Raw genomic sequence first — 11603 nt, 5'->3', positions numbered from 1 at the left:
GCTTGCTCGCGAAAAACCTCAATGTTCACGCGGACTTCCTGCACCAGCGCGCTACCGTTGACGGCTTCGCAAGCAAGCTCGCCCCGACAATGGTAGCGTTGCCGCCATCAATGGTTTGCGGAACCCAATGCCGATGCACCTTGGAAAATGGTTACACACCGGCACACTGCTGCTCGGCCTGGGCTTTTTGCTCGGCGGCTGCGCGAGTGTTTCGTCGACATCCACCCCGGCCACCCTTGACCGCCTGCTGGCCGACCCGGCCTTGAACGGCGCCACGGTTTCGCTGATGGTGCGCGACGCCCGCAGCGGCAGCACCCTCTATCAACACAACCCCCGCACCCGTTTGATTCCGGCTTCCAACCTCAAATTGTTGACCACCGCCGCGGCGATGGATGTGCTGGGGCCGCAGTATCGGTTTTCCACTCAACTGCTGAGCAACGGCACGCGCCAAGGCGAGCGCCTGAGCGGCAATCTCTACTTGCGCGGCCTGGGCGACCCCACGACACAGTTCGCCGACTATCAGGCCTTGGCCGCCCGACTGGCGAGCCAGGGCGTACGCCAGGTGCAGGGGGATCTGGTGTTCGACGACACCTGGTTCGACGCCGAGCGCCTTGGTGTGGACTGGGCCCAGGATGACGAAAGCACTTACTACGCCGCGCAAATTTCGGCGCTGACCGTGTCGCCCAATTCCGATTTTGATGCAGGCACTTTACTGGTCACCGCCCAGGCGCCGGTGATGATCGGTCAGCCGGTGAATGTGGCGGTGAGTCCGGCCACTGACTACGTGCACCTGAACAACCGCGCCGTCAGCGGCCCCGCCAACAACTACGCGATCACCCGCCAGCACGGCACCAACCTGTTGCAACTGACGGGCACGCTGGCGCCGGGCACACGCAGCCGTCAGTGGGTGAGCGTGTGGGAGCCGACGCAACTGGTGGCCAATCTGTTTGAGCAAGCGCTGGCGCAACAGGGCATCAGCGTGCTTGGCCGGCGGATCATCGGCGCGGCAACGCCGGCAACCGCCACGGTAGTGGCCGAGCACCAATCGGCACCGTTGCAGGAACTGATCACGCCGCTGCTCAAGCTCTCGAACAACAACATGTCCGAAGCCTTGCTCAAGGCCATGGGTCGCCAGACGGCGAATGCCGGCACGGCAGAAGCGGGCGTTGCCGCGGTGGCGGGTTTTATGCGGCGCCAGGGCCTGGACCCGGCGACGTTGAGCCAGGTCGACGGTTCGGGCTTGTCGCGGCGTAACCTGGTGTCGTCGCAGAACCTCACCGACCTGTTATTGGCCACGGCCAGGCAACCCTGGTTCGAGGCCTGGTACAACGCCTTGCCGATTGCCGGGAACAGTGACCGAATGACCGGCGGCAGCCTGCGCTACCGGCTGCGGGGGACCGCCGCTGAAAACAACCTGCACGCCAAGACCGGCTCCATGGCCGGGGTGTCATCGTTGAGCGGCTACCTCACCGATGGCGAGGGTCGGCGCCTGGTCTTTTCGATGATCAGCAATAACTACGTCAGCGACGCCGCGCCCATCCGCGCCCTGGAGAACCGCTTGGCGCTGGCCCTGGCCCAATGGCACCACTAGCTCAAGGCTGATAGCCCATCCGCCAGCTCACGGCCTGCGTCGCCGCCAGCAAACGCTGGGCCGCCGGGCCGTCTTCATCGGCATGGAACAGCGAAGTGGGGCCGACCACGGTCATCACCGCCGCCACGTGCCCGACCGCGTTGAACACCGGCGCGGACAACGCATCCACCCCAGGCATCAGCAAACCATGCACAAAGTGCAGGCCACGGCTGCGGATCTGTTTGCACAAAGTTGCGTAGGCCTGATCGTCCACCAACGCATGGGCGATACCGGCCTGGATCTCGCGCTCACGCAACTCGACGGTTTCCCGCGATGGCAGGAACGCGCTGAACACCAGCCCGGTGGACGAGCCGAGCAGCGGCAAGACCGAACCCAACTGCGTCACTACCGTCACCGCGCGCACCGCCGGTTCGATCTGCACCACGGTCGCGCCCTGATTGCCCCAGACCGCCAGGAAGCAGGTTTCATTCAACTCGTCGCGCAGTTGCGCCAGGGGCATCGCGCCGACCTTCAGCACATCGATGCTGCCCAGCGCGGCCAGGCCCACGCGCAAGGCTTCGCGGCCCAGGCCGTAGTGGTTGGTGGCGCTGTTCTGTTCGGCAAACCCCGAGGCGATCAACGCCTGCAGGTAGCGGTGGACCTTGCTCGCCGGCATCTGCACATGCTCGGCCAGGCGCGACAGCGAAGTGGCGGGGGATAGTTCGGCCAGGGCCTTGAGGATATCGGTGCCCACTTCGGCCGAGCGGACTTTCTGTTTACCGGTGTCGCGGGGCTTTTCCATGGAGGGGCGAGAATCCGAGAGATGAATGGGCGTCTTTATAGCTTGACGGTCGATAGCGATCAAATTACGTTGTGCGTAACTGGATTACGATAAAAACAACTTGCGCACAGAGGATGATCCATGAACCTCGAATACCTTTCGGGTTTTGGCAATGAATTCGCCAGCGAAGCCTTGCCCGGCGCGCTGCCGGTCGGCCAGAACTCCCCGCAAAAAGCCCCCTATGGGCTGTACACCGAACTGTTCTCCGGCACGGCCTTCACCATGGCGCGCAGCGAAGCACGCCGGACCTGGCTGTATCGCATCCAGCCATCGGCCAACCACCCGGCATTCGTCAAGCTGGCACGGCAATTGGCCGGCGGGCCGCTGGGGGCGGTGACGCCGAACCGGCTGCGCTGGAACCCGCTGGATATTCCCGCTGAACCGACGGACTTCATTGATGGGCTGGTGGGCATGGCCGCCAATTCGGGATCGCAAACGCCCTCGGGCATCAGCATCCACACCTACCGCGCTAACCGCTCGATGCAGCGGGTGTTCTTTAATGCCGACGGCGAACTGTTGATCGTGCCTGAGCAGGGTCGCCTGCGGATTGCCACCGAACTGGGCGTGCTGGACGTCGAGCCGCTGGAAATCGTCGTACTGCCACGCGGCCTGAAATTCCGCGTCGAACTGCTGGATGCGCAAGCGCGCGGCTACGTCGCCGAAAACCACGGCGCGCCGCTGCGCCTGCCGGACCTTGGCCCCATCGGCAGCAACGGCCTGGCCAACCCGCGCGATTTCCTCACCCCGGTCGCCCACTACGAAGACCTCAGGCAACCGACGACCCTGGTCCAGAAATTCCTCGGTGAACTGTGGGCCTGCGAACTCGACCATTCGCCGTTGAACGTGGTCGCCTGGCACGGCAATAACGTGCCGTACAAATACGACCTGCGCCGTTTCAACACCATCGGTACCGTGAGTTTCGACCACCCGGACCCGTCGATCTTTACCGTATTGACCTCGCCCACCAGCGTGCACGGCCTGGCCAACCTCGACTTCGTGATCTTCCCGCCGCGCTGGATGGTGGCCGAGAACACCTTCCGCCCGCCGTGGTTCCACCGCAATCTGATGAACGAATACATGGGCCTGATCCAGGGCGCCTACGACGCCAAGGCCGAAGGCTTCGTGCCCGGCGGCGCGTCGCTGCACAGTTGCATGAGCGCCCACGGCCCGGATGGCGAGACCTGCACCAAGGCCATCAACGTGGACTTGGCGCCGCACAAGATCGACAACACCATGGCCTTCATGTTCGAGACCAGCCAGGTGTTGCGTCCGACCCAGTTCGCCCTCGAGTGCCCGCAACTGCAACCTGCTTATGACGCGTGCTGGGCCTCGTTGCCCATCACCTTCAACCCGAACCGGAGATAACCCATGACTGAACCCACTCCTACCCGCAGCTGGGTGGCCAGCGCCAACGGTCACCGCGATTTCCCCCTGCAGAACCTGCCGCTGGGCGTGTTCAGTATCAACGGCTCGGCACCGCGCAGTGGCGTGGCGATTGGCGACTGCATCCTCGACCTGCAGGCCGCCCGCGATGCATTTGACGGTGAAGCCCTGCGCGCCGTCGACGCTACCGCCGGCGGGCAGTTGAATGCCTTCTTCGAACTGGGCCGTGGCCCGCGGGTGGCTCTGCGCGAGCGCCTGCTGGCATTGCTGGCGCAGGGCAGTGCGCTGCAAGCCCGTGAGGCCGAGGTGCTGTATCGCGCCGCCGATTGCCAGATGCACCTGCCGGCAAAAATCAATGACTACACCGATTTCTACGTCGGCATCGAACACGCGCAGAACGTCGGCAAACTGTTCCGTCCCGACAACCCGCTGCTGCCCAACTACAAGTACGTGCCGATCGGTTACCACGGCCGTGCGTCGACCATCCGCCCGTCCGGCACTGAGGTACGCCGCCCCAAAGGCCAGACCCTGCCGGCCGGCGGGAGCGAGCCGATCTTCGGCCCGTGCGCGCGGCTGGACTACGAGCTGGAGCTGGGCATCTGGATCGGCCAGGGCAATGCCATGGGCGACTCGATTGCCATTGGCGACGCGGCCGAGCATATCGCCGGTTTCTGCCTGCTCAACGACTGGTCGGCGCGGGATATCCAGGCTTGGGAATACCAGCCGCTGGGGCCGTTTTTGTCCAAGAGCTTCATCACCTCTGTCTCGCCGTGGGTCGTGACGGCCGAAGCGCTGGCGCCGTTCCGCCAGGCCCAACCGGCGCGCCCCGAAGGCGATCCGCAACCGCTGCCGTACCTGCTGGATCAACGCGATCAGGCCGCGGGCGCGTTCAATATCGAGCTGGAGGTGTTGCTGACCACGGCGTCGATGCGCGAACAGAACCTGCCGGCCCAGCGCCTGACCCTGAGCAATACCCAGTACATGTACTGGACCGTGGCGCAAATGGTGGCACACCACAGCGTCAATGGCTGCCAGTTGCAGGCCGGTGATCTGTTCGGTTCGGGCACCTTGTCCGGGCCGCAGCCGGGGCAGTTCGGCAGCTTGCTGGAGATCACCGAGGGGGGTAAAAAGCCGATTGAACTGGCGTCGGGCGAGGTGCGTAAATTCCTCGAAGACGGCGATGAAATCATTTTGCGTGGCCGTTGCAGCCGCGACGGTTTTGCCTCCATCGGCTTCGGCGAATGCCGCGGCACCGTGGTCGCGGCGCGCTGAGAGGAGCGGGCGATGCAACTCTACACTTACTATCGGTCCACCGCGTCGTATCGGGTCCGGATCGCACTGGCGCTCAAGGGCCTGGATTACACCGCCGTGCCGGTCAACTTGCTGGTGCCGGCGGGCGGCGCCAATCACCAGCCGGAGTACCTGGCGATCAACCCGCAAGGCCGCGTGCCGGCCCTACGCACCGATGACGGCGAACTGTTGATCCAGTCGTCGGCGATCATCGAGTACCTGGAGGAGCGTTATCCACAGGTACCGCTGCTGTCCCAGGATGTGGCGATGCGCGCCCATGCGCGCGCGGTGGCGTCGATCGTCGCCTGTGACATTCACCCGCTGCACAACTCCAGCACCCAAAACCTGCTGCGCCAGTGGGGGCATGATGAAACGCAAGTGCTGGCCTGGATCGGTCATTGGATCAGCCAGGGGTTGGGCGCGGTGGAGCAGTTGATCGGCGATCATGGCTTTTGTTTTGGCGAACGGCCGGGGCTGGCGGATGCGTTTCTGATTCCGCAGCTGTATGCCGCCGAGCGCTTCAAGGTGCCATTGGCAGCGTATCCGCGCATCGGGCGGGTGGCCGCGTTGGCGGCGGCGCATCCGGCGTTCATCAAGGCCCATCCGGCCAACCAGCCCGACACACCGGCGTAGGGGCGGGGGGGGGGCTAGTGCACCACTGAATTGGGCGGCAGGTGCCCCAGTCGCTCGGTCAGGCGCAGGCGCTGGATCGGGTCTTCGCTGAGCAGCAGCGCGTGTTCCAGATCGAAGCGCTCGGCGTTCGGGCAGTCCAGGCGTTGATACAGGCTGGCGCGGGCGAGGTAATCGGCGGCACTGGCGTTGCCCAGTTCCAGCACGCGTTCGGCGTCGACCAGGGCGGCCAAGGGGTTGTCATTGGAGAGGTGCAACTGGCGCAGGTTGCGCGACAGCCGTTGCAGGATCGCCCGTGGCGTGGCGGTGTGCAGGTGTTCGGCCTGCAACTTGAGATTGGGGCCGTATTGGCGTTGCAGCAGTTCGCGGCAATCCTTGGGGTACAGGCGCCGACCGCCGCAGGGGTCCAGCAGGTGGTCGGTACCGGGCACGCGCAGGAGGAAATGCCCCGGGAAGTTGACGCCGACCATGGGAATATCCAAGCGTCGCGCCACTTCCATGGCAATCAACCCCATGGCCAGGGGTTGCCCGCGCTGGCGTTGCAAGACCTTGTCGAGCAGGGCAGCGGCGGGGCGCAAGGGGGTGAAGTCATCCTGGGCAAAGCCCAGGTCATTCAGGCGCCGTAACAGTGGCTGGCCGAGTTCATCCGCCGGCAGCATGGGCATGCCCATGCTCACCTGTTGCGCCAGCGTGGTCAGCGCCTGCAGGATCGCCAGCGGTTGCACCGCCGGGTCGTGCTCGGCGGCGATCCACAGCGCCGCTTCGAACAGCGCAGGCGGCGAGCGTTCCAGGCAGGCGAAAAAGGCTTTGCGGGGATTCATTGCATTCTCCGGCGGATGCTCCCGTTTTAGCCTTGCTGGGAATTTTCGTCCAGTAGCTTGAGAAATATCCCGCCTGCTTATTTCCCGGAGCCTGCAAAACCGGACGGCTTATTCCTGCGCACTTCGGCAGTTTTCTGCTGCACGCCTATACTTGGCGACTACAAGAAGTGATTCGGGAGCTCGACGATGTTTGCTCTCATGCACAGCACCCGCCTTGAATCGCTGCACCTGAGCATCGACCCGGTGTCGGGGTTGAAGGCGGTCATAGCCATCCACAACAGCCGCCTGGGCCCAGCCTTGGGTGGCTGTCGCTATCTCGCTTACCCCGATGACGAAAGTGCTGTGGCCGATGCCGCGCGCCTGGCCCAGGGCATGAGCTACAAGGCCGCCCTGGCCGGTTTGCCGGTGGGCGGCGGTAGCGCGGTGATCCTGCGCCCTGCCCATGTGGAAAGCCGTGCGGCACTGTTTGAAGCCTTCGGTCGGTGCATCGAGCAACTCAACGGGCGTTATATCACCGCCATCGACAGCGGCACCTCAGTGGCCGACATGGACTGCATCGCCCAGCACACCCGCTACGTCACCAGCACCACCGCCGCTGGCGACCCGTCGCCCCACGCCGCCATGGGCGTATTCGCCGGTATCCGCACCACCGCCATGGCGCGCCTGGGCAGCGACAACCTCGAAGGCCTGCGCGTAGCGATCCAGGGCCTGGGCAATGTCGGTTATGCATTGGCCGAACAACTGCACGCCGCCGGTGCCGAACTGCTGGTCAGCGACATCGATCATGGCAAAGTGCAACTGGCCATGGAGCAGCTTGGCGCGCACCCCATCGCCAACGATGCGCTGCTCAGCACCCCGTGCGACATCCTCGCGCCTTGCGGCGTGGGCGCCGTGTTCAATCGCCAGAGCGTCGGCCAACTGCGCTGCGCCGCCGTCGCCGGTTCAGCCAGTACACAACTGACCAACCTGCAAGTGGCCGATCAACTGGAGGGCCGTGGCATCCTCTACGCCCCGGACTACGTGATCAACTCCGGTGGCCTGATCTACGTCGCGCTTAAACACAGCGGTGCCGAACTGCCCACCATCACCGCGCACCTGTCCAACATCGGCACGCGCTTGACCGAAATCTTCGCCCACGCCCAAGCCGAAAAGCGTTCCCCCGCACGGGTGGCAGACGAACTGGCCGAACGCCTGCTCTACCCAGCCGCGCATTAAAAAGGCCCTGAATCAACGATTCAGGGCCTGTTCAATTCGGGCTTATTCCGCCGGCGGGTTCAACAACTCGGACAGCGCGTCCGGTTGGCTCTTGAACGCCTTGGCAAATACATCGCGATTCTTCGCCATGTAGATCCCGGCTTCTTCCACCTGTTGCTCGCTCAACGACGGCACGGCTTTTTGCAACACTTCTGCCAGCAACTCAGCGAGTTCAAGCATCTTGTCATGACGGTCAGCTTCGGCTTTATCCATGAACAAACGCTCCAGATCTCGGCTGCTGCGGTATACCACTTCGACGGCCATTCACCACCTCACATGCCTTCACGATAGTTGTCTTTTGCTACTACTGTATTTATATACAGCGAAAAGGGTAAGCCAAACCGTGGGGTTTGGGTAGCAGTTTTTTAATGTAGCCGCGAAATAGAGGCGGGAGCGGCCGCAACGGACATTTCTCACCACGGGCCAGGCGGTCGTCTTCATCCCTCTGTGCCTCATATCATCCCGCTATCATCTTATCCTTGCCCCTGGCCTTTTTTCTGCATGCAGAATAACCGTCACGTCCAACCCGCATTATCCGGTCGAGTCGACCTAAGGAAGTATCATCGTGAAAATCAACTGGGCCGAAAAACTACGCCAGAACGTCCATGGGCTGGCTGAGTCGCTGGGTAATCTGTTTGTCGAGACGTTCCACTACATGGCGTTGTTCGCCATCGGTGCGGTGACCGCCTGGGCGGCAGTGATGGAATTTCTGGGGATGCTGGAGAACGGGCACATCAAGATCGATGACATCTTGCTGCTGTTCATCTACCTGGAATTGGGCGCCATGGTCGGGATTTACTTCAAGACCAACCACATGCCGGTGCGCTTCCTGATCTACGTGGCGATCACGGCGTTGACGCGCTTGCTGATCTCCAACGTGTCCCACCACAACCCGCCCGACCTCGGCATCATCTACCTGTGTGGCGGGATTCTGCTGCTGGCGTTCTCGATCCTGGTGGTGCGCTATGCGTCGTCGGCGTTTCCGTCGGTGAAGGTCGAAGGCCCGCGACGCAAGGGCGAGGCGAGCCAGGAGACCGAGAAGGGTGAGCTTTAAAGCCCGGCGCTGACGGGCAGGGAGCGGTTGGGCGGGCGCTGCAAGACTTTATGGCTGTCGCCGTCCGTCATGACCGCCAGGATCTCCATGGCGCTGTGGCCTTGCTCGATGGCAATGCCGAACTGGATGCTTTGCACCAAACGTTTGAGGCGCTGGGGGTCTTTGCGTTGTTCGGCGCTGATCATGCGTTTGGCCACCACGCCACTCTCGTTCGAGAGGGTGAGCATGATGCTGCCGTCCAACCGCTGGATGCTTAAATTGACCCGGTATTTCGGGGTGAAAGTGTCGGTGATGATCTGAAAAGGATTGTCCATGGTGCGTTACCGCCTGATAAGAACATGCAGTCATTGACGACCGGCGTCTGGATTAGTTCGCGTTGCCTGACCACCGGCCACTCCGTCGCTGAGGGTTCACAAAATCCGTTTACCCCATGGCAGTACAGCAAGGGGCGTGCCGTACAGCGACCTATATGACGCCGGGACACGCTTGTGGGAGGGGCTTGCCCGCAATTGCGGTGGATTGACCCGGGATTCGTTCGCTGATCCAGCGCAATTGCAGGCAAGCCCCTCCCGCATGGGGTGGCATCGTGCTTTGTTTCAGGGCAATAGCGAGAAAGCGGTGCATGATTCGCTGGAGGAGGCAGGGGTAATGATGAAGCGCGTGGGTGTAAGAAGATGTAACTAACTCCCCACCCTAACAGTGTTTTTGCTCGTAGTCAGACTTAATTTGTAATGTAGGATTTATCTTTGCAAAGGGCTTGAATTGTTCTTCTGACTGCTCAATTGTGTAACCAAGAGGTCATGGTTTCACCACCCCGGTGTTGCAGTTTGTGATCTCTCGCGAGCTAGCTGAAATAAGGGAAGAACTATGCAAATCCAAGTCAATAGCGATAACCATATTGAAAGCAGCATCCGACTGGAGGAGTGGGTACGTAACACCATCGAAAGCACGCTCGAACGTTATGACGAAGACCTGACCCGCGTTGAGGTCTACCTGCGGGATGAGAACGGCGACAAGCCCGGTCCCCACGATTTAAGCTGCCGCCTGGAAGCACGGCCAAAGGGCCATCAACCCGTTTCGGTTCTGCATAAGGCCGATACCCTGGAACTGGCGATCGACGGTGCGGCGACCAAGCTGGACCATGCGTTGGAACACCTGTTCGGCAAACTGCAAGGCAAGCCACGCGCTGCCGCGAAAAACGTGCCGGCCAACAAAGTGAACGATGACGCCCTTGAAGAGGAATTCCTGGAAAACGAAAACGCTGCAATTAACAGCTGACAGTTTTTCATTTGCTGAAAATACCCCTCTTTCGAGGGGTATTTTTTATTCTGTTGTTGCGAAAGCTATACCTTGACCTGGAAGAATGTGACCTACATGTAGGCTGCCACGGAGAAATCCTGAGCGGACAAATGCTGCAAAAGTCATTTCCTTGCTAGGCCGAGGCTCCCTCACAAGAATCACCTTCTCACATGCTCCCTAGCACACTCAGGTCTTAGGCCGGGATTTCCCATGGATAAAAAGCAAGCCCAAGGTGAGCGCATACGCCAAAAAGCTTCCGAAGATCGCCGTAACCCATTGAAGTTCTGACCGTCCTTCTCGCAATCTTGATGCCCGGAATAGTCACCCATGATGAATTTCCACTACCCGATCAGAAAACCTGACGGAACGCCTTTCACTGACGCCTCCGAACTTTTTCGAACCCTCGAAAAGGAAACGTATGGGCATTACCTGATGGGCAGTAACAGGTTTTGGCATGGCGGTATTCACATCACCGACCAGAGTGCACCGCAATGCGTCTCGGACGACGCGCTGCGCTGCATGGCCGATGGGGAAGTTGTGGCATATCGGCTCAATGACGACTATCGGCAAACGACCTTCGGTGACGCGGGCCAGAAACTCAAATACTCCAACTCGTTCTGCCTGGTGCGTCATGAGTACGCCTCAGAGCCCAATCCAGAAGAAGGGCCCAACCACGGCAAACGCAACACCCTGAGCGATTCAAAGGTCCACGCAGAACGGAAGGCGTTGAAGGGATGCGAGCATGGGACGATGTACCCGATAGGGTCTCTATCATGATCGGAATGAACCTCTACAAGGAGTACCCGAACGGTGGTGTTAACGCACAAATCATTATGGACAAGGTGTTGGCCGTACCAATAGCCGAATGGGCTGGAGGGGTTCAAAAGCATGTTTGCAAGTGAGAAAAGACCGCTACACATCGGACGATGGGTTGTCCTGTTGCTAGTGGCAGCGATTGCATTCTGGTACTACGCACCGCCAAAGCTCTACGTTTTCTATTCGAAAGATGGAGCCGAGGACTTCAGCTATGTACTCAACACGCAAAATAGGATCGTCCGAGGGAACTTGCGTCCGGGCGAGACGACCGGTGATGTTGGACACATCTTCCCCAATGAAGACTTCTTTATGAGACTCGATTGGTGGAGCAACAAAGGCCGTAGTCATTGCATCAACATCACACCAAGATGGCCGACAACGGAAATTCACCTCGACCGTAACGGTGATATCGACAACAGTGAAGGAAGTGGCACGGATGCTGATCGCTTGAAGCCGTGCGTTGCGGGCTCGGCAAAGCCATAACGCGGTTTTCACTGGGGTCAAGTTATTCAATCGTTATTGCTCGCATTCCGAAAGCCTGCCCTCATCCCGGCATGATGGAGGACGTAGCTGAAGAGACCCGCAAGCAAATGGAGTTGCCTTGGTATGTTCAAGCGCGACAAATGACTCTAGCGCCTCGTTGGG

General features: G+C 61.0%; 13 protein-coding genes and 1 pseudogene. 10 read left to right on the top strand and 4 right to left on the bottom strand.

Annotation, left to right across the window (positions count from 1 at the left end; genetic code table 11):
- Positions 1–133: 133 nt before the first annotated feature.
- The gene (gene dacB, locus BLR63_RS17245) at positions 134–1591 is read left to right on the top strand and encodes a D-alanyl-D-alanine carboxypeptidase/D-alanyl-D-alanine endopeptidase (protein WP_042946604.1); all 1458 of its coding nucleotides are present in this window, start codon (positions 134–136) and stop codon (positions 1589–1591) included.
- A 1-nt stretch (position 1592) separates the two neighbouring features.
- Here dacB and BLR63_RS17240 read toward each other — a convergent pair whose 3' ends face one another.
- A complete protein-coding gene (locus tag BLR63_RS17240) occupies positions 1593–2372 on the bottom strand; it encodes an IclR family transcriptional regulator (protein ID WP_010564037.1) in 780 nt (259 codons plus the stop codon).
- 120 nt (positions 2373–2492) lie between these two features.
- Here BLR63_RS17240 and hmgA point away from each other — a divergent pair, with 120 nt between their 5' ends.
- The 3 genes from hmgA to maiA are packed head-to-tail and all read left to right on the top strand — an operon-like array spanning position 2493 to position 5717.
- Positions 2493–3776, top strand: a complete 1284-nt coding sequence (gene hmgA, locus BLR63_RS17235; RefSeq protein WP_010564038.1) for a homogentisate 1,2-dioxygenase — start codon at positions 2493–2495, stop codon at positions 3774–3776.
- Between the two features lie 3 nt (positions 3777–3779).
- Entirely contained in the window at positions 3780–5066 is a 1287-nt protein-coding gene (gene fahA / locus BLR63_RS17230; protein ID WP_010564039.1) for a fumarylacetoacetase, read from the top strand.
- A gap of 12 nt (positions 5067–5078) precedes the next feature.
- Positions 5079–5717, top strand: a complete 639-nt coding sequence (gene maiA / locus BLR63_RS17225) for a maleylacetoacetate isomerase (RefSeq protein WP_010564040.1) — start codon at positions 5079–5081, stop codon at positions 5715–5717.
- 14 nt (positions 5718–5731) lie between these two features.
- Here the strand turns inward: maiA and BLR63_RS17220 are convergent, their stop codons facing one another.
- Positions 5732–6535: a SirB1 family protein gene (locus BLR63_RS17220; protein ID WP_010564041.1), complete on the bottom strand. Its 804-nt coding sequence runs from the start codon at positions 6533–6535 to the stop codon at positions 5732–5734.
- A 186-nt stretch (positions 6536–6721) separates the two neighbouring features.
- Between BLR63_RS17220 and BLR63_RS17215 the strand changes: the two genes are divergently transcribed.
- Positions 6722–7750, top strand: a complete 1029-nt coding sequence (locus tag BLR63_RS17215; protein WP_010564042.1) for a Leu/Phe/Val dehydrogenase — start codon at positions 6722–6724, stop codon at positions 7748–7750.
- A 42-nt stretch (positions 7751–7792) separates the two neighbouring features.
- Here the strand turns inward: BLR63_RS17215 and BLR63_RS17210 are convergent, their stop codons facing one another.
- Entirely contained in the window at positions 7793–8053 is a 261-nt protein-coding gene (locus BLR63_RS17210; protein ID WP_010564043.1) for a YebG family protein, read from the bottom strand.
- A 301-nt stretch (positions 8054–8354) separates the two neighbouring features.
- Between BLR63_RS17210 and BLR63_RS17205 the strand changes: the two genes are divergently transcribed.
- Positions 8355–8843 (top strand): phosphate-starvation-inducible protein PsiE, encoded by a 489-nt coding sequence (locus BLR63_RS17205; protein WP_010564044.1) that lies wholly within the window; start codon positions 8355–8357, stop codon positions 8841–8843.
- Here BLR63_RS17205 and BLR63_RS17200 read toward each other — a convergent pair.
- On the bottom strand, positions 8840–9157 hold the full coding sequence (locus BLR63_RS17200) for a DUF3509 domain-containing protein (protein ID WP_010564045.1): 318 nt from the start codon (positions 9155–9157) through the stop codon (positions 8840–8842). The two genes, BLR63_RS17205 and BLR63_RS17200, sit on opposite strands and share 4 nt — an antisense overlap.
- A gap of 553 nt (positions 9158–9710) precedes the next feature.
- Between BLR63_RS17200 and BLR63_RS17195 the strand changes: the two genes are divergently transcribed.
- The 4 genes and pseudogenes from BLR63_RS17195 (at position 9711) to BLR63_RS17185 (ending at position 11441) form a co-directional block, all read left to right on the top strand.
- Positions 9711–10121, top strand: a complete 411-nt coding sequence (locus BLR63_RS17195) for an HPF/RaiA family ribosome-associated protein (protein ID WP_010564046.1) — start codon at positions 9711–9713, stop codon at positions 10119–10121.
- Positions 10122–10469: 348 nt separating this feature from the next.
- Positions 10470–10919: a hypothetical protein gene (locus BLR63_RS17190; RefSeq protein WP_010564047.1), complete on the top strand. Its 450-nt coding sequence runs from the start codon at positions 10470–10472 to the stop codon at positions 10917–10919.
- Positions 10832–11044: pseudogene (locus BLR63_RS31910) on the top strand (polymorphic toxin type 44 domain-containing protein); the annotation flags it as partial. The gene BLR63_RS17190 and the pseudogene BLR63_RS31910, both read left to right, overlap by 88 nt.
- Positions 11031–11441: a hypothetical protein gene (locus BLR63_RS17185; protein WP_010564048.1), complete on the top strand. Its 411-nt coding sequence runs from the start codon at positions 11031–11033 to the stop codon at positions 11439–11441. The pseudogene BLR63_RS31910 and the gene BLR63_RS17185, both read left to right, overlap by 14 nt.
- Positions 11442–11603 lie beyond the last annotated feature (162 nt).

Source organism: Pseudomonas extremaustralis (assembly GCF_900102035.1).
GTDB lineage: Bacteria > Pseudomonadota > Gammaproteobacteria > Pseudomonadales > Pseudomonadaceae > Aquipseudomonas > Aquipseudomonas extremaustralis.
Note: the sequence above shows the minus strand (reverse complement) of the source record. Positions and strands in the feature narration are given on the sequence as shown.

Excerpts from the sequence above, each read along its gene's own strand:
- dacB (WP_042946604.1), top strand. The coding sequence starts at position 134 with ATGCACCTTGGAAAATGGTTACACACCGGCACACTGCTGCTCGGCCTG.
- BLR63_RS17240 (WP_010564037.1), bottom strand. The coding sequence starts at position 2,372 with ATGGAAAAGCCCCGCGACACCGGTAAACAGAAAGTCCGCTCGGCCGAA.
- hmgA (WP_010564038.1), top strand. The coding sequence starts at position 2,493 with ATGAACCTCGAATACCTTTCGGGTTTTGGCAATGAATTCGCCAGCGAA.
- fahA (WP_010564039.1), top strand. The coding sequence starts at position 3,780 with ATGACTGAACCCACTCCTACCCGCAGCTGGGTGGCCAGCGCCAACGGT.
- maiA (WP_010564040.1), top strand. The coding sequence starts at position 5,079 with ATGCAACTCTACACTTACTATCGGTCCACCGCGTCGTATCGGGTCCGG.
- BLR63_RS17220 (WP_010564041.1), bottom strand. The coding sequence starts at position 6,535 with ATGAATCCCCGCAAAGCCTTTTTCGCCTGCCTGGAACGCTCGCCGCCT.
- BLR63_RS17215 (WP_010564042.1), top strand. The coding sequence starts at position 6,722 with ATGTTTGCTCTCATGCACAGCACCCGCCTTGAATCGCTGCACCTGAGC.
- BLR63_RS17210 (WP_010564043.1), bottom strand. The coding sequence starts at position 8,053 with ATGGCCGTCGAAGTGGTATACCGCAGCAGCCGAGATCTGGAGCGTTTG.
- BLR63_RS17200 (WP_010564045.1), bottom strand. The coding sequence starts at position 9,157 with ATGGACAATCCTTTTCAGATCATCACCGACACTTTCACCCCGAAATAC.
- BLR63_RS17195 (WP_010564046.1), top strand. The coding sequence starts at position 9,711 with ATGCAAATCCAAGTCAATAGCGATAACCATATTGAAAGCAGCATCCGA.
- BLR63_RS17190 (WP_010564047.1), top strand. The coding sequence starts at position 10,470 with ATGATGAATTTCCACTACCCGATCAGAAAACCTGACGGAACGCCTTTC.
- BLR63_RS17185 (WP_010564048.1), top strand. The coding sequence starts at position 11,031 with ATGTTTGCAAGTGAGAAAAGACCGCTACACATCGGACGATGGGTTGTC.